The 25,934-nt window shown below is 69.9% G+C and carries 17 protein-coding genes; 13 read left to right on the forward strand and 4 right to left on the reverse strand.

Annotated elements, in window-relative coordinates; translation table 11 throughout:
• Positions 1–245 precede the first annotated feature (245 nt).
• From ACFYXH_RS19800 to ACFYXH_RS19815, 4 genes are all read left to right on the forward strand, one after another.
• Positions 246–1,226: a LacI family DNA-binding transcriptional regulator gene (locus ACFYXH_RS19800; protein WP_389564371.1), complete on the forward strand. Its 981-nt coding sequence runs from the start codon at positions 246–248 to the stop codon at positions 1,224–1,226.
• 93 nt (positions 1,227–1,319) lie between these two features.
• Positions 1,320–4,424: a glycoside hydrolase family 3 N-terminal domain-containing protein gene (locus ACFYXH_RS19805; RefSeq protein ID WP_389564374.1), complete on the forward strand. Its 3,105-nt coding sequence runs from the start codon at positions 1,320–1,322 to the stop codon at positions 4,422–4,424.
• 127 nt (positions 4,425–4,551) lie between these two features.
• A complete protein-coding gene (locus tag ACFYXH_RS19810) occupies positions 4,552–5,889 on the forward strand; it encodes a hypothetical protein (protein ID WP_389564377.1) in 1,338 nt (445 codons plus the stop codon).
• A gap of 77 nt (positions 5,890–5,966) precedes the next feature.
• Positions 5,967–6,590 carry a class I SAM-dependent methyltransferase gene (locus ACFYXH_RS19815; RefSeq protein WP_389564380.1) on the forward strand — a complete coding sequence of 208 codons (624 nt, stop codon included), beginning with the start codon at positions 5,967–5,969 and terminating at the stop codon, positions 6,588–6,590.
• Here the strand turns inward: ACFYXH_RS19815 and ACFYXH_RS19820 are convergent, their stop codons facing one another.
• Together ACFYXH_RS19820 and ACFYXH_RS19825 are read right to left on the reverse strand one after the other, a co-directional pair.
• A complete protein-coding gene (locus tag ACFYXH_RS19820; protein WP_389564383.1) occupies positions 6,591–6,827 on the reverse strand; it encodes a DUF397 domain-containing protein in 237 nt (78 codons plus the stop codon).
• On the reverse strand, positions 6,827–7,648 hold the full coding sequence (locus tag ACFYXH_RS19825; RefSeq protein ID WP_389564386.1) for a Scr1 family TA system antitoxin-like transcriptional regulator: 822 nt from the start codon (positions 7,646–7,648) through the stop codon (positions 6,827–6,829). The genes ACFYXH_RS19820 and ACFYXH_RS19825 overlap by 1 nt, the downstream gene beginning before the upstream one ends.
• A gap of 111 nt (positions 7,649–7,759) precedes the next feature.
• Between ACFYXH_RS19825 and ACFYXH_RS19830 the strand changes: the two genes are divergently transcribed.
• The 5 genes from ACFYXH_RS19830 to ACFYXH_RS19850 all read left to right on the forward strand — a co-directional run bounded on the left by ACFYXH_RS19830 (position 7,760) and on the right by ACFYXH_RS19850 (position 14,608).
• Positions 7,760–8,236: an ATP-binding protein gene (locus tag ACFYXH_RS19830; protein WP_389564389.1), complete on the forward strand. Its 477-nt coding sequence runs from the start codon at positions 7,760–7,762 to the stop codon at positions 8,234–8,236.
• A 32-nt stretch (positions 8,237–8,268) separates the two neighbouring features.
• Positions 8,269–9,498, forward strand: a complete 1,230-nt coding sequence (locus ACFYXH_RS19835) for a S8 family peptidase (protein ID WP_389564392.1) — start codon at positions 8,269–8,271, stop codon at positions 9,496–9,498.
• 184 nt (positions 9,499–9,682) lie between these two features.
• Complete coding sequence (locus ACFYXH_RS19840) at positions 9,683–10,084, forward strand: hypothetical protein (protein WP_389564395.1); 402 nt, start codon at positions 9,683–9,685, stop codon at positions 10,082–10,084.
• Positions 10,081–14,244 (forward strand): AAA family ATPase, encoded by a 4,164-nt coding sequence (locus ACFYXH_RS19845; protein WP_389564397.1) that lies wholly within the window; start codon positions 10,081–10,083, stop codon positions 14,242–14,244. Before ACFYXH_RS19840 ends, ACFYXH_RS19845 begins: the two co-directional genes overlap by 4 nt.
• Positions 14,225–14,608, forward strand: coding sequence for a WD40 repeat domain-containing protein (locus ACFYXH_RS19850; protein ID WP_389564400.1), 384 nt, complete (start codon positions 14,225–14,227; stop codon positions 14,606–14,608). Before ACFYXH_RS19845 ends, ACFYXH_RS19850 begins: the two co-directional genes overlap by 20 nt.
• Before the next feature lie 177 nt (positions 14,609–14,785).
• On the opposite strand, the gene ACFYXH_RS19855 is transcribed toward ACFYXH_RS19850, so the two are convergent.
• A complete protein-coding gene (locus ACFYXH_RS19855; RefSeq protein ID WP_389564402.1) occupies positions 14,786–15,403 on the reverse strand; it encodes a YceI family protein in 618 nt (205 codons plus the stop codon).
• A gap of 229 nt (positions 15,404–15,632) precedes the next feature.
• Here ACFYXH_RS19855 and ACFYXH_RS19860 point away from each other — a divergent pair, with 229 nt between their 5' ends.
• On the forward strand, positions 15,633–16,145 hold the full coding sequence (locus ACFYXH_RS19860) for a hypothetical protein (protein WP_389564404.1): 513 nt from the start codon (positions 15,633–15,635) through the stop codon (positions 16,143–16,145).
• Positions 16,146–16,291: 146 nt separating this feature from the next.
• Here ACFYXH_RS19860 and ACFYXH_RS19865 read toward each other — a convergent pair whose 3' ends face one another.
• Complete coding sequence (locus ACFYXH_RS19865; RefSeq protein ID WP_389564764.1) at positions 16,292–17,503, reverse strand: glycoside hydrolase family 64 protein; 1,212 nt, start codon at positions 17,501–17,503, stop codon at positions 16,292–16,294.
• A 235-nt stretch (positions 17,504–17,738) separates the two neighbouring features.
• On the opposite strand from ACFYXH_RS19865, the gene ACFYXH_RS19870 reads away from it, so the two are divergent.
• From ACFYXH_RS19870 to ACFYXH_RS19880, 3 genes are all read left to right on the forward strand, one after another.
• Positions 17,739–21,626: an endo-alpha-N-acetylgalactosaminidase family protein gene (locus tag ACFYXH_RS19870; protein WP_389564407.1), complete on the forward strand. Its 3,888-nt coding sequence runs from the start codon at positions 17,739–17,741 to the stop codon at positions 21,624–21,626.
• A 258-nt stretch (positions 21,627–21,884) separates the two neighbouring features.
• On the forward strand, positions 21,885–24,191 hold the full coding sequence (locus ACFYXH_RS19875; protein ID WP_389564410.1) for a polysaccharide lyase 8 family protein: 2,307 nt from the start codon (positions 21,885–21,887) through the stop codon (positions 24,189–24,191).
• Between the two features lie 154 nt (positions 24,192–24,345).
• Positions 24,346–25,929 (forward strand): acyl-CoA carboxylase subunit beta, encoded by a 1,584-nt coding sequence (locus ACFYXH_RS19880; RefSeq protein ID WP_389564413.1) that lies wholly within the window; start codon positions 24,346–24,348, stop codon positions 25,927–25,929.
• Positions 25,930–25,934 lie beyond the last annotated feature (5 nt).

A 25,934-nucleotide genomic window follows, 5' to 3' on the forward strand; every position in this document is an offset into this window, starting at 1 on the left:
GGGCTGGGCCCTCTCCGGCAGTGGTGTGGGGGGACGAGGCGTGAGTGAACTGCCACCGCGTACAGCCGTCAAGGGTTTGCGCTTTCAGACCCTGAACGCACAACACCCCGCACATGCCCGGAACTTGGGATTCGGCCGATCTCGGTGTGAAGTCTTGACGACAGGACCCGGTACGAGTTGACTCGCCGCGCACCACCGGTACCGGTTCCGGCACCGGTTCCAGACCTCGACGCGGAGGCCCCGGAATGCCCGTCACGATCGCCGATGTCGCACGTGAGGCTGGCGTCAGCAAGACCACCGTGTCCCGCGTCCTGAACACCAGGGGCGAAGTCGACGCCGGCACAGCTGCCCGCGTTCGTGAAGTGATCGCAAGCCTCGGCTATGTGCCCAGCCTGGGTGCCGTCGGTCTGGCCCGCGGCAGCAGCCGTACGGTCGGCATGCTGACGCCCCCGCTCACCTGGCCCTGGATGGGCGAAGTACTCCAGGGAGTCGTGGACACCGTCGAGGCCGCCGGATACGGGCTGCTGCTCTTCACCTGCAACCGTGGCGCCGAGTCCGTCGAGCACTTCACCAGTCAGGTCTCCGCCCGCGCCTTCGACGGCCTCCTCGTCGTCGAACCCGAGAACACCCTCGACACCATCACCGCGATGCACCGCAAGGGACTCCCGGTCGTCCTCATCGACGACCGCGGCCACCACCCGGAGTTCCCGTCCGTCGCCACCACCAACCGCGAGGGCGGTGCGTCGGCCGCCGGCCATCTGCTGGCGGCGGGCCGCAGCCGCCCCCTGATCGTCACCGGCCGCCGGCACTTCGGCTGCGTACAGGACCGGCTCGAGGGGTTCCTCGAGGTCCTGCCGACCGAGCTGATCGCGGAGGGGGACTTCACCGAACTGTCGGGGCGGCTCGCTGTCGAGCGGCAACTCGCCACGGGCAGGCACTTCGACTCGGTCTTCGCGCACAACGACCTCAGCGCCGCGGGGGCACTGCGGGCGCTGCGTGCCGCAGGCCGGTCCGTCCCGGACGACATCGCCGTCGTCGGCTTCGACGACATCCCCATGGCCCAGCACACCGAGCCCCCGCTGACCACCGTCCGCCAGCCCATGCGGGAGATGGGCGAGACGGCGGCGCGGATGCTGCTGATCCATCTCGGCGGCACGGCCGCTCCCCATGAACCCGTCATCCTGCCCACCGAGTTGATCGTCCGCCGATCCGCGCCGTCGTCATGACGACGGGCTTATTGAGCCCGTCCGGCGATTGAGGACACGACCGAAGGCCGTACAGGACCGCACGCAACCGTGACCCGCACTGAAGGAGCCGCAATGCCACGCCTCAGAACCAGAGCCGGAAGCGGAACCAGAACCAGAACCAGAGCCGGAACCGCCGTGCTCGCCGCGACCGCCGTACTCACCGGTCTCCTCGCCGCAGCCGTTCCGAGCGCCGCCGCCGACGACCCTGCCCCTGTCACCGTCGACGCCTTCGAGGGGGAGGTCCCCTTCGCCAACCCCCCGGCCGAGGGGATCTTCACCTGGGGCAGCGACGCCGACGACCAGCCCAAGCTGGAGTTCAAGGAGCGTGCCGACGCCCCCGAGGGCGCCAAGGTCCTCGAAGGCACCTACGACATCAGTGGCTGGGGCGGACTCACCCATGACTTCGCCTTCGACAAGCCCGCCCACGACTGGACCGCGCACAAAGGCATCCGTTTCTGGTGGTTCGGCCAGAACACCGCCCCGTTGCCGCCCGGATCCGGCAAGCGGATCAACTTCGAGCTGAAGGACGGCGGCGCCAACGGCGAGGCCTCCGAGCTGTGGACCACGTCCTTCACCGACGACTGGGAGGGCTGGCACCTCGTCGAGATCCCCTTCGCCGACTTCGTCTACCGCGCCGACTACCAGCCGGTCGGCGGCATCGACCACATCCTCGGCCTCAACGCGATGTGGGGATACGCGCTCACCCTGCCCACCGGCGCGCCCGGCAGGTTCGCCATGGACGGCGTGCAGCTGTACGGCAAGGCCGACCCGGCGCTGAAGGCGAACGTTGTCACCGACGCCGCCGTGTACCCGGTCGCCGAGGGCGGCACCGCACAGGTGAAGATCTCCGTCGCCACCACCGGATCCGGCCCGATCGACGAGCCCGTCACCGTGGCGTACACGACCGAGGGCGGCACCGCCGAAACGGGCACGGACTACACGCCGGTCTCCGGCACGGTCACCTTCCCGGCCGGTTCTGCTTCCGGCACGTCCCGGACCGTCGCCGTGACCACGAAGAAGGACCGCACGGCCGAGTCCGCGGAGACGATCCCGCTGAAGCTCACGGTCACCGGCGCCAAGCCCCCGGCCGAGACCCCGCAGGTCGTCGTGGACGCCCACGGCCTGCCGTATCTCGACCAGCGCCTCCCGGTGAAAAAGCGCGTCGCCGACCTCCTCTCCCGGATGTCGCTCGCGGAGAAGGCCGGTCAGATGACCCAGGCCGAGCGCAACGCCCTCAAGTCGCAGGGCGACATCGCCGGTTACGGCCTCGGCTCGCTGCTCTCCGGCGGCGGCTCGGTGCCCACCCCCAATGCCCCCGAGGCATGGGCGAAGATGGTCGACGCCTACCAACTGCGCGCCCAGGCAACGCGGTTCCAGATCCCGCTGATCTACGGCGTGGACGCGGTGCACGGCCACAACAACGTCATCGGGTCGACGATCATGCCGCACAACATCGGCATCGGGGCCACCCGCGACCCGTCCGTCGCCGAGAAGACCGGCGCGGTGACAGCGAAGGAAGTACGCGCCACCGGCATTCCGTGGGACTTCGCGCCCTGCCTCTGCGTCACCCGCGACGAGCGCTGGGGCCGTTCCTACGAGGCCTTCGGCGAGGACCCGGCCCTGGTCAGCGCCATGGAGACGGTGATCAAGGGCATGCAGGGCGCACCGTCCGGCAAGGACCTCGGCCGCAATGACAAGGTGCTGGCCACCGCCAAGCACTTCGTGGGCGACGGCGGTACGGAATTCGGCTCGTCCTCCACCGGCTCGTACACGATCGACCAGGGCATCACCAAGGTCACCCGGCAGGAGCTGGAAGCCGTACACCTCGCGCCGTTCGCGGAGGCGGTGAAGCGCGGCACCGGCACGGTCATGCCCTCGTACTCCTCGCTGGACATCCTCGGCGACGACCAGGGCCCGGTAAAGATGCACGCCGGCGCGGAAATGATCAACGGTGTGCTGAAGAACCGTATGGGCTTCAAGGGCTTCGTCATCAGCGACTGGCAGGCGATCGACCAGATTCCCGGCGACTACCCGAGCGACGTCCGTACGTCCATCAATGCCGGACTCGACATGATCATGGTCCCGACGAACTACCCGGACTTCCACAAGACCCTGCAGGACGAGGTCGACGAGGGCCGTATCTCCGAGGCCCGGATCAATGACGCGGTGTCCCGGATCCTGACCCAGAAGTTCGCCCTGGGTCTCTTCGAGAAGCCGTACGCGGACACCTCCAACCTGTCGGAGATCGGCTCGGCCGCACACCGCGCCGTGGCGCGTGAGGCCGCCGCCAAGTCCCAGGTCCTGCTGAAGAACGACGGCGCGGTACTGCCGCTGAAGCCGACCCAGAAGGTGTACGTCGCCGGGTCCAACGCCGACGACCTCGGCAACCAGGCCGGCGGCTGGACCATCACCTGGCAGGGCTCCTCCGGAAAGATCACCACGGGTACGACCATCCTGGAGGGCATCAAGAAGGCCGCTCCCGACGCGGTCACCTACTCCAAGGACGCCTCCGCACCCACCGACGGCCATGACGTCGGCGTGGTCGTGGTCGGCGAGACCCCGTACGCCGAGGGCGTCGGCGATGTCGGCAACGGCCACGACCTGGAGCTGAGCGCCGCCGACAAGGCAGCCGTCGACAAGGTCTGTGCCGCGATGAAGTGCGCGGTGCTGATTGTCTCCGGCCGCCCCCAGCTCATCGGCGACCGCCTCGGCGACATCGACGCCCTTGTCGCCTCCTGGCTCCCGGGCACGGAGGGCGACGGCGTCGCCGACGTCCTCTACGGCAAGAAGGCCTTCACCGGACAGCTCCCGGTCACCTGGCCGAAGTCCCAGGCGCAGCTGCCGATCAATGTCGGGGACAAGGCGTACGACCCGCAGTACCCGTACGGCTGGGGTCTCACCACGCTCAAGAAGCCGCCGATGGGCGGGGAGCTCACCCTGAAGGCCCTCGCCGTCGCGGCAAGGATCCTTGAGGCGGCGGGCCGGGCGGACTCCCCGGAAGCCCGTGCGCTGGTCTCCCAGGCCCGCCTGATCGCCCAGGAGAGGATGGGCCAGCACATCACCGAGGGTTCGGCGAAGCCCTTCGCCGAAGCGGACCACCTTCTGCTGACCGGGGACCTGACGGGGGCGGTGGCCAAGCTGACCGCAGCGTACAAATTCAGCCCCTCCGGCGTTTGAGGAGCGGGGCTTGGGGCGGAGCCCCGAAATGAGCCTCGCCGGCGATTGAGGCGCGGTCCGGGGCTGAGCCCCGCATTGAGGCTCCGCGCTTGTCCCGATTCGCGCCTATTCAGGTAGCGTCGAGTGTATGAAGACCAGGCTGTTCACCGCAGTGTCCGGTCTGCTCCTTGCGTTCTCGGCGACCGCCCTCGTGGCGGCGCCGGGAGCGCAGGCGGCCACCGGCCCCGAAACCGTGGCCGCGGCGCTGAAGAAGGGCCCCGTGTACGTGGACCCGCGCGTCTCCGGCCAGCTGTCCAAGGCCGACGCAAACGCCCTCGCCAAGAAGATCAAGGACGCGGACAAGCCGGTCTTCGTGGCGGTCCTGCCCAACACCGCGGAGTTCCCGCCGGGCTCGGTCCTGCGGAACATCCGTACCGAGACCGGCGTCACCGGCCTGTACGCGATCCGCCTCGGCAATGGATTCAACGCGGGCGCGGACCGCAGCGTCATGAGCAACCAGGCCGTGCAGAACCTGGTCACGGCGGTCAAGACGCCCCCGGGCGCCGACGCCGTCACCCAGCTGAACAACTTCGTCGACCAGGCCCTGCCCCAGGCACGCGGCAGCGCCCCCTCCTCCTGGGGCGCGAGCCCCGACCAGGGCTCGAACACCGGCTCCCTGATCACGCTCGGCGTGGTCCTGGTCGCCGGCGGCGCGGGCGCCTACACCGTCGTCCGACGCAATCGCCGGAAGAAGGCCGAGGAGGAGCGGGCCGCCCTCGACAAGCTCCGCGTGGTCGTCGACGAGGACATCACGGCTTTCGGCGAGGAGCTGGATCGACTCGACTTCCACCCCTCGGAGAAGGGCGCGACCGATGTCATGCGCGCCGACTACGAGCGCGCACTCGACTCGTACGACAAGTCGAAGTCGCTGATGGGAGCCGCCGAGCATCCCAGTGATGTACGCGGAGTCACCCAGGCCCTGGACGACGGCCGGTACTCGCTGGCGGTCCTGGACGCACGCCGTACGGGTGTGGCGGTGCCGGAGCGCCGGGCGCCGTGCTTCTTCGACCCGCGCCACGGCCCTTCGGTCGCCGACGTCTCCTGGACGCCGGCCGGCGCAGCCACCCGTGACGTCCCGGTGTGTGCCGCCGACGCCGCCCGTCTCGAGGACGGCGAGGACCCGATGGCCCGCACGGTCGAGACGGATTCCGGCCGCCGCCCGTACTGGGAGGCGGGACCGGCGTACGGCCCCTGGGCCGGCGGCTACTTCGGCGGCGGAATCCTGCCCGGCCTGCTGGTGGGCACGCTGCTCGGCAGCATGCTCTCCACACCGGCCTACGCGGCCGACTACGGCGGCGGGGACTTCAGCGGCGGCGACTACTCGGGCGCCGACTTCAACTCCTCCGACTTCGGCGGTGGCGACTTCGGGGGTGGAGGCGGCTTCGACGGTGGTGGTGGCGGGTTCGACGGCGGCGGCGGCTTCTAGCGCCCCGACGGCTCAGCGGCACGGTGCCTCCAGGGGCCGTGCCGGTGCCATGCTGGAAGTGAGCCACGGAGGTCGCGATGGGGTTCTATGCCCAGCGAATCGTGCCGCGGATCGTCGACGTCGCCTGCGGGACGAAGCTGGTCCAACCACTACGACGCCGAGTCTGCGAGGGCCTGCAGGGCGAAGTGATCGAGATCGGATTCGGTTCGGGGCACAATGTGCCCTTCTACCCGGCGGCCGTCACCAGCGTGACCGCGGTCGAGCCTTCCGATGTCGGATGGCAACTCGCCGGGGAACGCATCAGGGCGGCAACCGTCCCGGTGCAGCGCGCCGGTCTGGACGGCCAGGCGTTGCCCTTCGAGGACTACAGCTTTGACGCCGCGCTCTCCACCTGGACGCTCTGCACCATCCCCGATGCGGGGGCCGCTCTGCGTGAGGTGCGGCGCGTCCTCAAGCCCGGAGGGACTCTGCATTTCCTCGAGCACGGGCTGGCCCCGGAAGAGGACGAAAACGTGCGCCGCTGGCAACGGCGGCTCGAACCGCTGAACAAGCGGATCTTCGGCGGATGTCACCTCACCCGGCCGACCGTCGACATGCTGGCGACCGCGGGATTCACGATTACCGAAGTCGATGTCTTCTACGAGAAGGGCGCACCGAAGCCCATGGGCGCCGACTCCCTCGGCATCGCCCTGTCTCCCTAGTCAGCGCTCGGCGACGAAGGCGGCCCAGGCGGCCGGAGCGACGGTGAGGACGGGACCGGTGGGGTTCTTGGAGTCGCGGATGTGCACGGCGAGGGGATGGGCGGCCACCTCGACGCAGTCGCCGCCTTCGTCACCGCTGTAGCTGGACTTGCGCCAGTCGTAGGCGACTTCGATGCAGTCGCCGCCTTCGCTGCCGCTGTAGCTGGACTTGAACCAGGTCATTGCTGCGGGATTCATTACTCTCCTGCCAGATCGTCCAGCAGGCCCATGCTCTCCTCAGGGGTGAGGGCCTGTGACCGCAGCATCCCATATTTCTGCTGGAGGACACTGACCTCGTCAGGGTCGTCGACGAGGAAGCTGACCCGTTGCCCCTCGATATAGGCCAGTTGATCGTGGTTGGGGGTTTCCAGCAGCACTAGTGGCCCATTGAGCCCCGCGTGCTTCTGGCGATTCGTCGGCATGATCTGCAGCCCCAGGAAAGGGAGTTCGGCACAGCGCCGAAGGTGCAGGATCTGTTCGCTCAGTACTTCCCGGCCGCCGATGGGCCGATGCAGGATGACTTCCTCCAGCAGGAAGTTCATCATCGGCGGCCAGGGCTTCCGCTCGAAGAACTTCTGCCGGTCGATCCGAGCGGACAGCCGTTCCTCGGCGTCCTCCGGGCTGATCGGCGGATAGAGGCAGGAGAACACGGAGCGGGCATAGTCCTCGGTCTGGAGCAGTCCAGGGACGACCTGATTCTGGTAGGAGAGTAGGGTCAGCGCCTCCTGCTCGTGGTCGATGAAGTCCTGCGCGAACGCCGGATACCGCTCCCGCTCCGGCACCTTGTCCACCGCCGTCTGCAACGCCCTCTTCGTATCGAGCAGTTCATCGAGCGCGATCGCGAGATCCAGCTTGAGCGCCCTGCGCCCCTGCTCGATCGAGGCGATCGTGTCCTCGCCCACGCAGAACTGTGTCGCCAGCTCGGCCTGGGTCATACGGGCCGCCTTGCGGAAGGTCGCGAGCTGGGCGCCGATCACATGCCAAGAGGTGATCCTCTTGGTCCTTCTGGCTGGGTGCATGCGCTCCCCCTTCCCGTCGCGGGACGCGTACGACCCGTCACGAGTCGTACAACTCGGCTGTACGACCTGACGCACTGATCCATAGTAGTGACTCCCTGTGACAGTGGCCGCATGAACGACGAACCCCAACTTCCGTACTTCCGCGAGGCGTTCTACCGACGGGACCGCCGGTCCGTCTCCGCGGCCAGGGAGTTCACCCGGCAGGCGCTGACCGACTTGGCCACGGCGGACAGGGCGGACAGGGCGGACAGGGCGGACGACGTATTGCTCTGCGTGAGCGAGCTGGCCACCAATGCGCTGATGCACGGTGTGCCGCCGGGCCGCGGCTTCCGGCTGCACCTGTTCCTGCATGCGGACGGCATCCTGCGCGTCGAGCTCCACGACAGCGGCGACGGGTGCGTACGGCTGTCGCCGACGCACCCGGACGACGAGGGCGGCCGCGGTCTCCTCCTCGTCGCGGCGCTGGCGGACAAGTGGGGAGTGGGTGAGCGCAGCCCGGGCAAGACGGTGTGGTGCGAGTTCGCCCTGGTGGCGGATCCGTCCCAAATCCGCTACAGAAAGTCGCGAATCGCTACGCTGGGTAATTGATTATGATCGTCTTTCTGTGTTTCCTCGTGCCCATGCGCAAGAGAACGAGGCTCACAGCCTTCGCGGCGGCCGCCCTCACCGCTGCCTTGGTGGCGGCCGGACTCATGTCCGCGTCTTCCCAGTCCGCCCAGGCGTCCGACGAGCATGCCGCCCCCGCCGCCCTGTACCGCTCGGCGAATGCCGTGCCGGGTCGCTACATCGTGACCCTCGGCAAGGGCGTCGACTCGGAGTCGATGACGGGCCGGGCCGGCGTGGAGCCGCTCTTCACCTACAGGTCGGCGATGCGCGGATTCGCCGCCGCGCTCAGCCCGCTTCAGCTCGACCAAGTGCGCTCCACCCCCGGGGTCGTGGCGGTCGAGGAGGACGCCGCGGTCTCGGTGCTGGGAACCACGGGCAGCGACACCCGGGCAGCGGCCCCGCCGACGACGGCCTTGTCTGCACCGGCGTCCTGGGGCCTGGACCGTATCGATCAGCACAACCTGCCGCTCGACAACCGTTTCACCGCGAAGAGCAGTGGCCGGGGCGCCACCGCGTACATCCTCGACACCGGTATCGACTTCGACCACACCGAGTTCGGGGGCCGCGCCAAGCTCGGCTACGACTCCGTCGGGGACGGATGGGAAGGGCGGGACTGCCACGGCCACGGCACCCATGTCGCGGGCACGGTCGGAGGCAAGACGTACGGCGTGGCGCGCGCGGCCTCCCTCGTCAGCGTCCGGGTCCTCGACTGCCTGGGCTCGGGCACCTGGTCGAGTGTGATCGCCGGACTGGACTGGGTGGCGGCCCACGCCAAGCATCCGGCCGTCCTCAACGCCTCCATCGGCGGTGAGAAGTCGGTCGCGGTGAACAAGGCCGTCACCGCCGTCTCGGACAGCGGTGTCCTGCCGATCGTCGCGGCGGGCAACGAATCCGCGGACGCCTGCGACGTCTCGCCCGCGTCCGCGGACCGCGTGGTGGCCGTCGGCGCGACCGACCGCGACGACGACGAGACCGACTTCTCCAACTTCGGCGAGTGCCTGTCGCTCTACGCGCCCGGCGTCGACATCGTCTCGGCCAACTTCTTCGGCGGCAGCGTCGCCCTGACGGGCACGTCCATGGCGTCTCCCCATGTCGCCGGTGTCGCGGCTCTCTACGCGGCGAAGCACCCGAAGGCGCTCCCGAAGGAACTGGCCGCCTGGCTCGAAGACGGGTCCACCAAGGACGTTCTCGGCAACGCCGGCCAAGGCTCGCCCAACCGGCTCCTCTACACCAACGGCCTCTGAGTGAGCGTCGCAGATCAGAGCCGACGCCGGGTCAGGGAGTGGCCGGGCGGATCAGTCGACGCACCCACGGTGGGGACCAAGTGAGCGGTGGTGGGGCTCTGGAACGCGGTCCCTGGGGTGGGTAGCCTCTGATCCCCAAGAACCGCGGATCGCGGCGGGGAGACCACAAGCGCACAGGGGGCACATGCGTACCGTCATTACGGTGTGGGCGGACGGGCGCCCGGACGGGGCCGAGGCGCTGCGCGGCTGGCTGTTGGACGTGCCGGAACTGCGCGGCCGTATCCATCGGGAGGAGCCCGCGACACCTCCGCCGGGCGCCATGGGACCGGCGACCGACGCGCTGGTCGCCCTGCTGGAGCCGGGTGGGGTCGCCGCGGTCTTCGCCGGGGCGACTGTCGCCTGGGTGCAGAGCCGCCGCAGCAACCACACCATCACCGTCACCCGTTCCGACGGAAGCAAGATCGAGATTTCGACTCGGCAGACCCGCAACCTCAGTCCGCAGGAGCTCGCCGAGTTGGCCGAACGGCTCGCGCGGCCGCCACGCGAGGACCCGCCGCAGGTGCCGCAGGAGGACCCGCCGCAGTGACCGGCGACCTGGCGACTCCCGGTGCCTGCGCGGTGCTGATCGGCACGGGCACGTACGTCCCCGGATCCGAGCTCTCCAACCTGCCCGCTGTGGACACCACGCTGGACGATCTGGAGAAGGCGCTGCACGAGGTCTGCGGCATGGCGCCCGGACGCGTGACGCGGGTCCCGGGCGGGGCGGACCCGGCCGAGGTGGTGGCCGCCGTCGAGGAAGCGGCCGCGCATGCGGCCGGGCCGCTGCTGCTCTACTACGTCGGACACGGCCTGCTCGGCCCCGGTGACGAGCTGTACCTGGCCACTCGCTTCAGCGTCTCCGAGCGGAACATCGCGCGCGCCGTCCCCTACCGCACTCTGCGCGACCTGCTGGGGGAGGAGGTGGCACAGGGCAGCCTGGTCGTCCTCGACTGCTGCTTCTCCGGGCGGGCCGGGGTGCCGCGGTCGGACGGCGGGGTACGGCAGCCGTTCGTCTCCGCCCGGCCCCGGGGCAGCTTCCTGCTCAGCTCGGCCTCGCACTACGAGTTGTCCTTCGCGCCCGAGGGCGAGCGGCACACCCTGTTCAGCGGGCGGCTGCTGGGACTGCTCACGGAAGGTGACCCCGCCGGGCCGCTGTGGCTGACGGCGGACCGCCTCCACGCGGCGCTGGACCGGGAGTTCGCCGACGACACGCGCGTCCACCCGGCCCGGCAGAGCGAGGGGACGCTGGGCGAACTGGTCGTCGCCCGCAACCGCGCCTACCACGCCCCCGACGGCCGCGGCGCCGTTGAGCCGCCCGCCGACGTGCCCTGCCCCTACCCGGGCCTGGCACCGTTCCTCGCGGAGGACAGCGGTCACTTCTTCGGCCGCGACGACCTGGTGGAGCGGCTGCTGACGGCCGTCGGGCGGCCCGCGAGCGAACCGGGTCAACCGGTCGTGGTGGTCGGCGCCTCGGGGGCGGGCAAGTCCTCCTTGCTGCGGGCGGGGCTGCTCGCGGGCCTCGAACGCGGCCACGCGGCCGGCGACAGCGAGGCCCCGTGGCCCGCGCTGCTGCTGCCGGCGCCCGGATCCCACCCGATGCGTGCGCTGGCCGAAGCGTGGGCCCGGGCCACGGGGCGCGAGGCGCGCGAGGTGCGCACGGCACTGGAGGCAGGCCGCTTCCCACCACCGCTGGACGGGCGCGAGGAGTGCCGATTACTGGTCGTCGATCAGTTCGAGGAGCTGTTCACGCACTGCCGTGACGGCGGGGAACGGGCCGCGTTCGTCGCGGCCCTGGCGGGCGCCGGCTCGACCCCCCGCCCCCGGGTCGTGCTCGGACTGCGCGCCGACCACTACGGCAGCTGCCTGGCCCACCCGGAACTGGAACGCGCCCTGGAGCGCGGCCAGTTGACCGTCTCGCCGATGCGGGAGGACGACCTGCGTGCCACCGTGGAGGAGCCCGCCGCCGCGGTCGGGCTGAGCCTGGAACCCGGACTGGCCGACCGACTGCTGCAGGACCTGAGTGAGGGCCGCTTCGGCGACGACGAGACCGGCGCGCTGCCGTTCCTGGCCCACGCCCTGCGCGAGACCTGGCTGCGGCGCAGCGGCGCCCGGCTCACCCTCGCCGGATACCAGGCCACCGGGGGCATCTGGCGGTCGGTGGCCACCACCGGCGAGGCCCTGTACCAGTCGCTGGACGAGGACGGCCGCGCGGCGCTGCGGGAACTGCTGCTGCGCATGGTGCACCTGCCTCCGGACGGCGCCGGCGCCCGGGCCGGGATCCGTCATCCGGTCCCGCTCGCCGCTCTGTTGGACGGCCTGCCGCCCGGCGCGCGGAGGATCCGCGACCGGCTGGCCGAGGGCCGGCTGATCACCGTGGGGCAGGACACCGCCCAGATCGCCCACGAGGCACTGCTGCGCGCATGGCCCCGGTTGCAGGGCTGGATCGAGCAGGACGCCGCCACGCTGCTGCTGCGGCAACAGGTGCGCACGGCCGCCGACGACTGGCACGCCGCCGAACGGGACGCCGCGTTCCTGTTCCTGGGCAGCCGACTCCAGGCCGCACTGGAGCTGCGGAACCCGAGCGGCCATGGGCCGATGACGGAGCGGGACTCGGAGTTCCTGGCCGCGAGCGAGGCAGCGGCCGAGAGCGCGCGCCGCCGCGAGCAGCGCCGGGTCAGGGTGCTGAAGACGGCAGTTGTGGCGCTGGTGGTCGGCCTGGTGGTGTCGATCGGGTCGGCCGTGGTGGCCGTACGGCAGGAGGAGAAGGCGCAGGAGCAGCGCAGGAGCGCGCAGAAACAGCGGGAACTGGCCACCTACCGGGCCTTGATGGCGGAGGCGGAGAATCTGCGCGGGACCGATCCGCGCAGCTCGCTGGACCTCGGACTGGCCGCGAACGCGCTGCATCCGTCCGCGGAGTCCCGGCGGGTCATCTTCGAGACGCTGGCGGAGAGCCCGTTCCGGAGCAGCAACGTGCTGCCGACGAACGCCGATGACGCCGTTCTTGGCCCCGACGGGCGGACACTCGCCGCGGTGGGGGACGACAAGGGCATGACGTTGTGGGACGTGGGCGGCGGGTCCCCTCGCCGCACCCCGCTGGCCCGGCTGGACTGCCGTCCCTCCTTCGCCGGGGACGTGTCCTTCGGCGGCCCGGCCGGCCGGATCCTCGTCGCCCGCTGCGCGGGGGCCGACCTGTCGCTCTGGGACCTCAGCGGCCTGCGCACCGGCACCCGGCCGCGACGCCTGACCACGCTGCACGCCGACGGTCTGCCGGGCACACCGGACGCGGTGGACCTGAGCGACGACGGCAAGAGGCTTGCCGCGACCGGCTGGTGGAGCGAGGACGAGGCCGTGGCGGCGAAGAACGGCGGCGCACTCGTCCTGTGGGACGTTTCGGACCCCCGGCGGGCGCGGCGCGTCTCGGTCACCAAGGGCGTGTACGAGGCGGACGGCGTGGCCTTCGGCCCGGACGGCCGTACGCTCGCCACCGCGGCAGGGATGGTCCGGGCCCGCGGAATCCTTGACGTGGGGAACGCCTACGTGGTCAGCGGTGTGCGCACCTGGGACGTCTCGGACCCGAGCCGGCCCCGACGCGGCGACCGGGTGATCGGGTCCGAGGGCGAAGTGGCGTTCAGCCCGGACGGCAAGCTCCTGGCCACGATCGACGACCGGGCCGCCAAGCTGATCGACATCGCCGAGCCGCTGGCCCCGGAAGAACTGGTCCATTGGCCCGTCCACACCGGCGATGTGCAGAGTTTTGCCTTCTCGCGGGACGGCCGCCGACTGGCCACCGCGGGCGCGGACGGAGTCGTCGCCGTATGGGACCTGAGCGACAGGCGCGCACCCAAACGTCAGGACCGCCTGGTGGGGCACGTGAGCGTGAAGGCCAAGATCGACCGAGGCGTGGACATCGGCGCCCTGGGGTTCGGGCCGGACGGCCGCTCCGTGGTCTCAGTGAGCACGTACGGCCGCGAGTGGGAGGTCATTCACTGGAACCTGGGACGCACCCAACGGGCCCATGTCGTGGGGAAGCTGGACAGCGGCGGAGCTCATGCGCAAATGGCGCTGACACCGGACGGCAAGACGCTGGCCGCCAGCGGAAACACCTCCGTCCGCCTGTGGGACCTGACCGACCACACCCACCCCGAGGCGGAGGGCACGCTGCACGGCCCCACCAGCATCGTCGCCGACATAGCCCTGAGCGCCGACGGCACGCTGCTGGCGAGCGCTCACGTCAACGGGACGGTCGTGCTGTGGAACGTGACCGACCGCACCCGGCCGCGCATCGTCGGCAGGTTCACCACGGAGGCGTCGAACGCGAAGGACCTCGCCTTCGCGCCCGGCGCGCCGCTCCTCGCGGTCCACGACGAGGATCTCGGCCTCTGGAACGTCGCGAACCCCGCCAGACCGTCGCGAATTGCTCACCTCCGTGAGGTGAGCCCCCTCACCGACATGTCGTCTCCTGACCTCAACGGGCCGGGTCGCCAAAGGCGTCAGCCTGTGGGACCTGAAGAGCGGCAAACAGGACTTCGTACCCCTGGGCTCACTGGGTATCGAGACGATAGGCCTGTACGGCAAGACGGCGTTCAGCCCGAGCGGCACGACGGTGGCGATCGCGGGCGCAGGCAGCAACCGCGACAACGGAGCCCTGGTCCTCTTCGACGTCAGCGACCGGCACCACCCTCGACGGGTGGGCAACGTGGCCCGTGAGGACGAGAAGGAGGTCTCCTTCGAGCACGCGGCCTTCCACCCCGACGGAAAACTGGTGGCAGCCGCCGGCAACGACGGCACCGCCTGGCTGTGGAGCGTGGCGGACCGCACGGCATCGCATCTGGCGACCGCCCTGGGCGGGCACCCGGACAAGGTGGACGACCTGCTCTTCGGACCGGACAGGCAGACCCTGGTCACCTCCAGCGGCGGCACCGTCTACATCTGGGACCTGGGCGAATACCCGCAGATCGCCGCGGACGCCGTCGGCATGGCCTGCCGCGTCGCCGGCGGCGGCCTCGTTGACTGGGAGTGGTGGGTTTATGCGCCCGATGTCCCGTTCCACACGTCGTGCCCTTCCGACTGAGAAGGTCATCCAGCGACTTGGTCGTTTTGAGGTGCCGGGGTTATGTCTCGTCGGGCACGCCGGCAAAGGAGACATGACCGAGCGCCCGCCCGGCCGTGGGGACGGCAGGACGGGCGCGCTCGTGGGGCAGACCGGTCGGGTCTACGGGGTCAGACCTGCGGGATCAGGCCCGCGGGGTCAGACCTGCGGCGCGGCCTTGATCGCCGAGATGTCGAAGGTGAGCTTGACCTTGTCGCTGACCATCACGCCGCCGGTCTCCAGCGCCGCGTTCCAGGTCAGGCCCCAGTCGGAGCGGAGGATCTCGGCGCTGCCCTCGAAGCCGACGCGCTCGTTGCCGTACACATCGGTGGCGGAGCCGTTGAACTCCAGGTCGATGGCGAGCGGGCGCGTGACGTCCTTGATCGTCAGGTCACCGGTGATGCGGTACGAGTCGCCGCCGAGCTGCTCCGCCTGCGTCGAACGGAACGTCATCAGCGGGTACTTCTCCGCCTCGAAGAAGTCGCCGCTGCGCAGGTGGCCGTCGCGGTCGGCGATCCCGGTGTCGATGCTGGTGATCTTGACGTCGATCTCGGCGGTGGAGTGGTGGGGGTCGGTGCCGTTCAGCTGCAGGCTGCCGGAGAAGTCGCCGAACGAGCCGCGGACATTGGTGACCATGGCGTGGCGCACCGTGAAGCCGATGCTGCTGTGGGCGGGGTCGACGCTGTACTCGCCGGTCAGGGCGGCGAGCGCCGGGTCCACCGCGGTGGTGGCGGTCGCGGTGGTGGTGGTGTCGGTCTTGCGGTTGAAGAGACCCATGACGCACTCCTTGGGGGACGTGGTGGCGTGTTGTTTAAGGTTCAACGACATCGACAGTAGACCTATTCCGTTCAAAGTTCAACATCTTCTCGAGAGGTTCACTCCACCGACGCGGCAGCCCTCTGGCGGACGCGCGTAGATCTCGGGCACCATCTCCCTGCGCCACCTGCACAGCCGTCCCACCGGAGAGCACGGTCACAACGGTCATCAGCAGGAGGGATCCCCCGCCATGAAAGTCCGCTCCGCTCTGAGCGCACTCGCGCTCGTCTCAGGTGCGCTCTTCGCGCCCGGATTCGGTGTCATCAGCGGCGCGACCGAAGCGAACGCCGCCACCAAGATCAGCCATGCCACGGCGACCTCGATGTTCCGCTCGTCCGGGATCACGTGGTCCTCGTCCGGAGGCTGCTCCGACCGCAACAATCCGACGTGTACGTCTTTCGAGCAGCTCAACCTCGCGACGGCGAAGGGAGCCCAGACCCTCAAGAGCGCGACCGGCTGTGCGCTCAACATCACCGGCGGCACCGAGACCGGGCACGCGGGTGGTACGTACTCGCACTGGAACGGCTACAAGCTCGACTACGCCAAGTCGACCTGCGTCACGAACTACATCAAGAACACCTTCAGCTACATCGGCGCGCGTCCTGGTGACGGCGCCCCGCAGTGGAGGTCCGGCTCCGGGAACGTCTACGCGGACGAGGGCAACCACTGGGACGTCATCTACTACAACTGCGGCGGCTGCTGAACCTGGGGCTTCGCCCGGGCAGGTGTCCGGCCGTCCCCCCATGGCGGCCGGACACCCGCACCTTCCCGTAACCGGGGCTGCGCCCGAGGTCTCGTACGCCCTTGAGGCGCGGGGTTCGGGGCGGAGCCCCGACGGGACCCGAGTCGTCAGGAACCGACCGTCAGCGTGAAGCGCCGCGGGTTGCCGTCGAACGCCGCGCCGGAGACATCCGGCTGGCCGTCCGGACGGACGTCGTCGTACGGGAAGGCGTAGCCGATCGGGGTGTTGGCGTGCAGCACGCGCGACCAGTGGTTGGTGGCCGGGTCCCGGTAGTAGTCGGCCGAGGTCGCGCTGTTCGGCTGGTCGGGGTGGGTCAACAGGGTCGTCCGGTTGAAGCCCGCGGCGAGCCTGGCCAGCAGGCCCTTCTTGTCGTCCGGGTCGCCGGGGTTGTTGGCGAACGGGCCGTGATTGCAGGTGAAGATGTCCTTCGAGGTCGGCTTGGCGAAGGTGTGGCCGCCGGTGAACGTCATGACGTCGCCGTTGACGCGCCCGGTGCGTACGCCCCGCCCGCCCTGCAGGTCGATCCGCAGATCGGTCGAGCGGTACTTCTGCCAGACCTGGTTGATGTAGTTGTCGAAGACGTTCCGGAAGGGCATCTCCGCCGGGCGGTCGAAGTACGGAGCCATCAGGTTCTGCGGTGAGATCACCCGCAGCACCTGGCCGTCGGAGCCGCGGATGACCAGCTTGTCCCAGGGCTGGCCGTCGCGGGCCGCCTGGGCGACAAGGCCGTCGGCGATCTTCTGCAGCGCACCGTTCGGGAGAGCCGCGACGTTGTGGGTGGCGTCGCCGGTCAGCGTGAGACCGATCGGGAGTGCGGTCACCAGGTCGACATAGCTGATGTTGGCGTACAACTGCGTCGGGTTGAAGGTGAACTCCGCGAAGGACCAGGTGCGGCCGTAGTTGGCGTCGGTGGGGGTCGCGAAGGCCGGCTCGACCAGGGCGGGGCCGGGGTTGACGAAGAAGTTCAGCTTGTTGTCGCGTACGAAGTAGACGCGGGCGCCGAACATCTGCGGCAGGGTCAGCACCACCGGGCCCGCGCCGGCCGGGCGGAGCGGGATGGCGCAGTCGACGGGGAGCGGGGTCTGCGGCGCGGACGGGGACTCGGGGTAGTAGACGCCGCCGCCCGGACGGAGCAGCACCCAGCGTCCGGTGCCCTGCTCATGGCCGGTGACGTACGCGTTGACCGTGCCGGGCAACGACTTGTTCTCCAGGGCCAGTTCGCAGGTGGGGGGAGCGGCCTTGGCGTGCGGGCTGAGAGCGCTTCCCCAGGTGGGGTAGGTGAGCGCTGTCGCGGCAGCCGCGGTGCCGGAAAGGAACATTCGGCGGGATATCACGGATGAACTCCTGTACTCGTGGGGGGTGTCCACCACTCTCGCCATGGCCGGGACGGGCGTCAATAGTTGTGACTGAGAGCGCTCTCAAAATCTTGGTCGATTTCATAAGTTGACGCTGCCGTGGGCGACTTGGACTAACGCGCCGGGGTTGTTGGACTACTGGTCGCCTCGGCGCACGACTTCGTTGACGGTCGTGAGAGCGGAGGACTACGCAGTCCCCATGCCACGAAGACTCCATGCGGCGTGCGCGCTCGTCGCCGCCTCATCCGCCGTGCTCGCCCTGGCCGGGCCCGCACTCCCGGCCGCCGCTGTCCCCGCGGCGGCGACGGCCGCGGCCGAGGACGAAGCCCCCGTCGTCATCGGCTCCGCCCAGCTCTCGGTCGCAGTAGCCAAGGACTTCCCGAGGGTGGTCTCGTACACCGACCGTGCCGGCGGAGCCGAGCTTCTCGGGAGTACGGCTCCGGTGACCGCGGTCACCCTCAACGGCAAGGCGTACACCGTGCGGTTGAAGGGCGAGCCCGCCGTCACGGCGTCGAGCGTCGCGTACACCCTCGCCTTTGCCGAGCTGCCCGGCGTCGAGATCGACGCGACGCTCTCCGTCTCCGGCCGGACCACTGCCTTCAAGGTCACCGCCGTCCGGGACACCGAGGCCTTTCGCGTCGGCACCATGGACATCCCCGGCCATGATCTGGTCTCGGTCGGCAGTACGGACGCCGGCGCCGAGACCGCCTTCACCCGGCTCGACCCGGACTCGACGAGGACCGCCGACGTCTTCGGCAAGGTGACGGCGGAGACGGCGCCGGACCCCGCACCGGTCGGGGCCTCGTACGCACTGGTCAACACGGGACGGCTGGCGGCGGCCGTCGAGTCCAACTCCAGCTACGACAAGCCGAGCGGCGCGACCGGCGGCGACGACGCCCGCTTCTGGCACCAGGCTCGCAAGGCAGTCGACGGCAGCACGCGCGTCGGCGTCTGGTCCGGACAGTGGACATACCGGGGGAGTGGCGCTGCGCGCCCGGAGAGCGGCAAGGACCTGCCCTGGGCGAAGGTCGTCGTCACGCCCGACGCCAACGGCGACCACAAGGTCGACTGGCAGGACGGCGCGGTCGCCTTCCGCGCGATCGGGGTCAAGGCACCGGGCAGCGGGCAGACGCCCGACCGCGTGATCACGCATATCCCCTTCAACTTCGCCAGCCAGGGCACGCACCCCTTCCTGCGAACCCTCGACGACGTCAAGCGGATCTCGCTCGCCACGGACGGGCTGGGGCAGCTGGCGGTGCTCAAGGGGTACGGCTCCGAGGGCCATGACTCGGCGCACCCGGACTACGGCGGCAACTACAACAAGCGCGCCGGCGGCCTCACGGACCTCAATACGCTGCTCAAGGACGGCAAGAAGTGGGGCGCGACCTTCGGCGTGCATGTGAACGCCACCGAGTCGTACCCCGAGGCGCACCACTTCAGTGAGAGCCTCGTCGACAAGACCAAGCCCGGCTGGAACTGGCTGAACCAGAGCTACTACATCGACCAGCGCCGGGACATCAACAGCGGTGATCTGGCGCGCAGATTCCAGCAGTTGAGGAACGAGACCGACCGCAATCTCTCCTTCCTCTACATCGACGTCTACTACACGCACGGCTGGATCGCCGACAGGACGATGCAGGCCGTGCAGGCGCAGGGCTGGAACGTCGGCACCGAGTGGGCCGACAAGTTCGAGCGGGCCTCGCTCTGGTCGCACTGGGCCAATGATCTGGACTACGGCGGGCCCACCAACAAGGGCCTCAACTCGCAGATCATCCGGTTCATCCGCAACGGTGAGAAGGACGTCTGGAACAACCATCCGGTCCTGGGCCAGACGGCCCTCGAGGACTTCGAGGGCTGGACCGGCGAGACCGACTGGAACGCCTTCTACGGCAATGTCTGGCAGCGCGATCTGCCCGCCAAGTACCTCCAGCATGAGCGGATCACCCGCTGGACCGGCAATGACCTGGCCTTCACGGGCGGCCTGCGCGGCACGGTCGAGGACGGCCGCCGCACGTTCTACGACCACGGCCGCAAGGTCCTGGACGGCGACCGCTATCTGCTGCCGTGGGACGGCGGCAAGAAGCTGTACCACTACAACAAGGCCGGTGGCAGCAGCAGTTGGGCCGTGACCGGCGCGGCGTCGTACACCGTGTACAAGCTGACCGACAACGGGCGCGTGAAGGCCGGCACCGTACGGCCCGTGGACGGCCGGATCACGCTGACCGCGGCCGCCGGACAGCCGTACGTCCTCTACCCGGACCGCGCGCCCGCCCCGCGGGACCCGCAGTGGGGCCAGGGCGGCCCGGTCGCCGACCCAGGCTTCAACGACGTCGGGACGGCCGCCTGGACCAAGCGGGGCACGGTCGCCCGCCACACCGACGACCAGGGTCGCAACAGCGGCGTACTGAGCGGCAGCGGCACTGCCTCCGTCTCCCAGCGGCTGACCGGACTCACACCGGGCGCCCGCTACACCGCGTCCGCCTGGATCGAGGTCCAGCCGGGCAAGGAGCGCCGTACGACCCTGTCCGCCGGAGGCGCGTCCGTGGCCGTCGAACGCTCGACCGCGAAGGACCAGGTCGCCGCCTCCGACCGGCACGGCACCTACTTCCAGCGCGCCAAGGTGAACTTCACCGCGCCGCGCGGTTCTGCCGCCACTCTCAGGATCGAGGCGGCGGGCGGCAGTACGGCGACCGTTCGCGTCGACGACGTACGCGTGGTCAGGAACGCTCCGGCGGCCGGACCGGGCACGGTCGCGTACGAGGACTTCGAGGCTGTCGACCAGGGCTGGGGCCCCTTCCTCAAGGGCGACGCGGGCGGCGTCACCGACCCGCGCACGCACATCGCGCAGAAGCACGCGCCGTACACCCAGGCCGGCTGGAACGGAAAGCTCGTCGACGACGTGCTGAGCGGCGCAGAGTCCCTCAAGTCCCACGAGGAGAACGCCGGTCTCGTCTACCGCACCGCGCCCTGGACCGTGCCGATGAGGAACGGGCACAGCTACCGGGTGGAGTACGACTACCAGTCGAGCCACGCGGGCGCGTACGAGTGGGTCACCGGCTACGACCGGATCGGCGCCGACGGGGTCCCGGCCACCGTCGAGACCCGCCGTACACCGATCGGACAGCAGGGGGCACCTCCCAGCGGTAGCCGGGGGGAGGCCACGGGCCACTTCACCGAGACCGTCACGGCGGGCTGTGGCGACACCTGGACCGGACTGCGCAAGCGCGGCGACGCCCCGGACGGTGCGGACTTCGTCCTCGACGGCTTCACCGTGACCGACCTCGGTCCGGCCGCCGAGCAGGCGGCGTGCGGGACGCTCACCGTCGAACCGGCCGCCGAGACGCTGGAACCCGGCCGGAAGAACGAGGTCAAGGCCACGTTCACCAACTACGAGGCGCAGCCCGCGACCGGTGTCGCACTGAGCCTCGCACTGCCCGAGGGCTGGACGGCCGAGCCCGCGGGCCCGGTCTCCGCCGACTCGGTGGCGCCCGGAGCCAAGGCCACCGGCAGCTGGCAGGTCACACCGCCGGCGGACGCCAAGTACCAGACGTACACGCTCGGTTCGCAGGCTTCGTACACGGTCGGCGGTACAGCGCGGAAGCTCGGCGCGGAGACGTCTGTACGCACCCTTCCGCCGCCGCCCACCGCGGATGTCTGGGCGAGCGACATCGACTGGACGGCCACAGAGAACGGCTGGGGCCCGGTCGAGCGCGATCTGTCCAACGGTGAGACGGGGACGGGCGACGGCAGCCCGCTGAGGATCGGTGGAGTGGCGTACGCCAAGGGCCTCGGCTCGCACGCCCCGGCGAAGGTCCGCTACTACCTGGGCGGGAAGTGCACCTCCTTCACGGCGGAGGTGGGCGTGGACGACGTCCAGACGGCGCACGGCAGCGTGCAGTTCAGCGTGTTTGCCGACGGCGCCGAGAAGGTGAAGTCGCCCGTCCTGAAGGCCGCCGACGCCGCCTGGTCGCTCACCGCGGACCTCACCGGCGCGTCCTATGCCGACCTGGTCGTCGGCGACGGCGGCGACGGGAACGGCAATGACCACGCCGACTGGGGGAGTGCGCGCTTCCGGTGCGGTAGGTAACTGAGGCGCACCGCGGGCTGGACCCTTCAGCCTCGCCGGCGATTGAGGCGCGGGTTCCGGGGCGGAGCCCCGGCGTGTCCCTTGAGCGGCGCTTGTCCCTCGTGTGGAATACGGAAACCGAGGGGCAAGCGCTTTCCATCTCTTCTGTCATGCCCATTGAATGCGCGGGGAAGTGCGTGCTAGACCAACGGGCAGCCGGTCTACGCCACTTCCGCTCCGGAGGCTCTCGTGCCGCTGCCGCCCGCATGGTCCCGCCGAATGTTTCTCGCCACCGCCGGAGCAAGCGCTCTTGCCTTCACCTCTCCGGGACACGCGATGGCCGACGAGTACGACGACGAGTACGAGACCCTGCGGCTGCGCTGGCTGGAGATCGGCCTCGGCACCGGCTACGACCCGACCGCCGAACCGTACGCCTCCCGCCTCGCCGAGACCGGAAGGCTCGCCGCCGGATTCCGCGCCTCCATGGCCCCCACCGACACCTCGCTGTGGCCCGGCTACCGCTTCAACCCGCCCTCCGGGATCACCCAGAGCTACAGCCGCCTGTGGACCATGACCCAGGCGTACGCGCAGCAGGGCACCGGCCTCACCGGCGACGCCGGGCTCCTCGCCGACATCATCCGCGGACTCGACCATCTCGCCGCGAGGATCTACAACCCCTCCACCACCCGCTACGGCAACTGGTGGGAGTGGCAGATCGGCAGCCCCCGCCTCCTCATGGACATCGTCGCCGTCCTCCTCGACCAGCTCACCGAGACCCGGCGGGCGCAGGCCTTCGCCGCCGTGGACCACTTCATCCCCGACACCGTGCTCGGCGACTACACCGGCACATCCACCGGCGCCAACCGCGTCGACCTCTGCCGCTCCGTCACCCTGCGCGGCGTCCTCGGCAGGGCCCCCGGGAAGATCGCGCTGGCCCGCGACGCCCTCTCGCCCGTCTTCCCTTACGTCATCAAGGGCGACGGCCTCTACGCCGACGGCTCGTTCGTCCAGCACACCTGGGTCGCCTACTCCGGGACGTACGGACAGGTCATGCTCGACGGCCTCGGCCGCCTCTTCGCACTGCTCGCGGGCTCGACCTGGGCCGTCACCGACCCGAACCGGCAGATCATCCTGGACAGCGTCGAGTACGCGTACGCGCCACTGATCTACAACGGGCTGATGATGGACAGCGTCAACGGCCGTGCCATCAGCCGCGGTTACCTCAAGAGCGACGAGCGCAGGATCATGCGCAGTGACCACTTCCACGGGCAGGGGCTGATCGCCGCCATCGCGCTCCTCGCGGGCGGGGCCTCCGCCGCCGAGCGGGACCGCTGGCACGCCCGGATCAAGGGCTGGATCGAACGGGACACCACCACGCCGATCCTCACCGGCCGGCAGTTCGGCGTCGCCGACCTCTCCCGGCTCCACGCGGTCGCCGCCGCATCCGTGCCCGCCGCGCCCGAGCCGGTCGGCCATCAGCTCTTCGCCTCGATGGACCGGGCCGTGCACCGCCGGCCCGGCTGGGCCGCGAACATCTCCATGGCCTCGGAGCGGATCGCGTACTACGAGTGCGGCAACGGCGAGAATCCGCGCGGCTGGCACACCGGCGCCGGAATGCTCTACTGGTGGCCGGGCGAGGCGGCGGGGGACCAGTACACCAACTGGTTCTGGCCCACCGTCGACCCTTACCGGTTGCCCGGAACGACCGTGTCGACCAAGCGACTTGCCGACCGGGCGGGTGGCGAATGGGGCGAGCCCAAGCCCGCCGCGAAATGGGTGGGCGGCGCGAGCGACGGCGAGTTCGCGGCCGTCGGCCAGCATCTGCTCGGCCTCGGCTCCACCCTGCAGGCCCGTAAGTCCTGGTTCTGCGTGGCCGACGCGGTCGTCTGCCTCGGCGCGGGCATCTCGAGCACCGACGGCGTGCCCGTCGAGACAGTCGTGGACAACCGCAACCTCGGCGCCGACGGTACGAACGACTTCACGGCCGGGCGCGGCTGGGCACACCTCGAAGGCCACGGCGGCTGGATCTTCCCGGACGGTACGGAGCCGCTGCGCACCCTGCGCGAGGACCGGACCGGCGCCTGGAGCGACATCAACACCACCAGCTCCACCGAGCGCGTCACCCGCCGCTACCAGACCCTCTGGCTCGACCACGGCACCGACCCGGCGGACGCGTCGTACGTGTATCTGCTGATGCCCGGCGCGAGCCGCCGCACCCTCGACGCCCGCGCCCGGGACCAGCACTGGCTGGAGATCCTCGCCAACACCCGGGCATGCCAGGCCGTGTCCGTCCGCTCCCTGGGACTGACCGCGGCGAACTTCTGGCAGCCCGGTACGGTGGGCCGGCTCACCTCAACGGCCGAGGCGAGTGCCCTCGTACGGAGTAATCGCCACACCGCAACCCTCCACATCAGTGAGCCGCCGCGTACCGGAGCGCCCGTGGAGATCACCTGGAATCATGCCGTGCGCAAGGTGACCAGCAAGGACGCGTCCGTCGAAGTGCTCGCCACCGGCCGGTCGCTGCGGCTGCGGATCGCTGCCGGGACCGCCGGAGCCACCCAGCACTGTGAGGTGGCTCTCAGGTGAACGGCTTGTTGAACCTCCACAAAGCTTGGTGGTCCTGAGCTGGTAGTTGGGCTGCAGTGCGAAATGGTTCTGTTCAAGGCCGACAGGAGATGGCTCCGGAGACTGTACGGAGTCGACGGCAGGGTTTTCTTGGTCGGATCCGTAGGGTCGATGCATGACCGTTTTGGACGAGACCTCCAGCGAGCCGAGCGACGCGCGTGGGCGTGTGGCCGAGCTGCACGATCTGCGCGAGCAGGCCCGGCGCGGGCCGAGCGAGCGTGCCACCCAGGCGCAGCATGCCAAGGGCAAGCTGACCGCCCGTGAGCGCATCGCGCTGCTGCTGGACGAGGGTTCGTTCAGGGAGGTCGAGCAGCTGCGCCGGCACCGGGCGAGCGGCTTCGGCCTGGAGGCCAAGAAGCCGTACACCGACGGTGTCATCACCGGCTGGGGCACGGTCGAGGGCCGGACGGTCTTTGTCTACGCGCACGACTTCCGGATCTTCGGCGGCGCGCTGGGCGAGGCCCACGCCACGAAGATCCACAAGATCATGGACATGGCGATCTCGGCCGGTGCGCCGCTGGTATCGCTGAACGACGGCGCCGGTGCCCGTATCCAGGAGGGCGTCTCGGCGCTGGCCGGCTACGGCGGCATCTTCCAGCGCAACACCCGCGCGTCCGGTGTCATCCCGCAGATCAGCGTGATGCTCGGCCCGTGCGCGGGCGGCGCGGCGTACTCGCCGGCGCTGACGGACTTCGTGTTCATGGTCCGTGAGACCTCGCAGATGTTCATCACCGGACCGGATGTGGTCAAGGCCGTCACCGGTGAAGAGATCACGCAGAACGGGCTCGGCGGCGCGGATGTGCACGCCGAGACCTCCGGCGTCGCGCACTTCGCGTACGACGACGAGGAGACCTGCATCGCGGAGGTCCGCTACCTGCTGGCGATGCTCCCCTCCAACAACCGCGAGAACCCGCCGGTCGCACACGCCGAGGACCCCGCCGACCGGCGCTCCGACGTACTCCTGGACCTCGTACCGGCGGACGGAAACCGCCCGTACGACATGCACAAGGTGATCGAGGAGCTCGTCGACGACGGCGACTACCTCGAGATCCACGAGCGCTGGGCCCGCAACATCATCTGCGCACTGGCCCGTCTCGACGGCCAGGTGGTCGGCATCGTCGCCAACCAGCCGCAGTCCCTGGCCGGTGTCCTGGACATCGAGGCCTCCGAGAAGGCAGCGCGCTTCGTGCAGATGTGCGACGCCTTCAACATCCCGATCATCACCCTTTTGGACGTCCCCGGCTTCCTGCCGGGCGTCGACCAGGAGCACGGTGGAATCATCAGGCACGGCGCGAAGCTGCTGTACGCGTACTGCAACGCGACGGTGCCGAGGATCTCGCTGATCCTGCGCAAGGCGTACGGCGGTGCCTACATCGTCATGGACTCCCAGTCCATCGGCGCGGACCTCACCTACGCCTGGCCGACCAACGAGATCGCGGTGATGGGCGCCGAAGGTGCCGCCAATGTCATCTTCCGCAGGCAGATCGCCGAAGCCGAGGACCCCGAGGCCATGCGGGTGCGCATGGTCAAGGAGTACAAGGCCGAGCTGATGCACCCCTACTACGCCGCGGAGCGCGGCCTGGTCGACGACGTCATCGACCCGTCCGAGACGCGCGAGGTGCTGATCGCATCCCTCGCCATGCTCCGCACCAAGCACGCCGACCTGCCGTCGCGCAAGCACGGCAACCCCCCGCAGTAACCCTG

The sequence above is a fragment of the Streptomyces sp. NPDC002730 genome (assembly GCF_042888805.1).
Taxonomy (GTDB): domain Bacteria; phylum Actinomycetota; class Actinomycetes; order Streptomycetales; family Streptomycetaceae; genus Streptomyces.

Coding starts and splice junctions, on each gene's coding strand:
- ACFYXH_RS19800 (WP_389564371.1), top strand. CDS start 246: ATGCCCGTCACGATCGCCGATGTCGCACGTGAGGCTGGCGTCAGCAAG.
- ACFYXH_RS19805 (WP_389564374.1), top strand. CDS start 1,320: ATGCCACGCCTCAGAACCAGAGCCGGAAGCGGAACCAGAACCAGAACC.
- ACFYXH_RS19810 (WP_389564377.1), top strand. CDS start 4,552: ATGAAGACCAGGCTGTTCACCGCAGTGTCCGGTCTGCTCCTTGCGTTC.
- ACFYXH_RS19815 (WP_389564380.1), top strand. CDS start 5,967: ATGGGGTTCTATGCCCAGCGAATCGTGCCGCGGATCGTCGACGTCGCC.
- ACFYXH_RS19820 (WP_389564383.1), bottom strand. CDS start 6,827: ATGAATCCCGCAGCAATGACCTGGTTCAAGTCCAGCTACAGCGGCAGC.
- ACFYXH_RS19825 (WP_389564386.1), bottom strand. CDS start 7,648: ATGCACCCAGCCAGAAGGACCAAGAGGATCACCTCTTGGCATGTGATC.
- ACFYXH_RS19830 (WP_389564389.1), top strand. CDS start 7,760: ATGAACGACGAACCCCAACTTCCGTACTTCCGCGAGGCGTTCTACCGA.
- ACFYXH_RS19835 (WP_389564392.1), top strand. CDS start 8,269: ATGCGCAAGAGAACGAGGCTCACAGCCTTCGCGGCGGCCGCCCTCACC.
- ACFYXH_RS19840 (WP_389564395.1), top strand. CDS start 9,683: ATGCGTACCGTCATTACGGTGTGGGCGGACGGGCGCCCGGACGGGGCC.
- ACFYXH_RS19855 (WP_389564402.1), bottom strand. CDS start 15,403: ATGGGTCTCTTCAACCGCAAGACCGACACCACCACCACCGCGACCGCC.
- ACFYXH_RS19860 (WP_389564404.1), top strand. CDS start 15,633: ATGAAAGTCCGCTCCGCTCTGAGCGCACTCGCGCTCGTCTCAGGTGCG.
- ACFYXH_RS19865 (WP_389564764.1), bottom strand. CDS start 17,503: ATGTTCCTTTCCGGCACCGCGGCTGCCGCGACAGCGCTCACCTACCCC.
- ACFYXH_RS19870 (WP_389564407.1), top strand. CDS start 17,739: ATGCCACGAAGACTCCATGCGGCGTGCGCGCTCGTCGCCGCCTCATCC.
- ACFYXH_RS19875 (WP_389564410.1), top strand. CDS start 21,885: ATGTTTCTCGCCACCGCCGGAGCAAGCGCTCTTGCCTTCACCTCTCCG.
- ACFYXH_RS19880 (WP_389564413.1), top strand. CDS start 24,346: ATGACCGTTTTGGACGAGACCTCCAGCGAGCCGAGCGACGCGCGTGGG.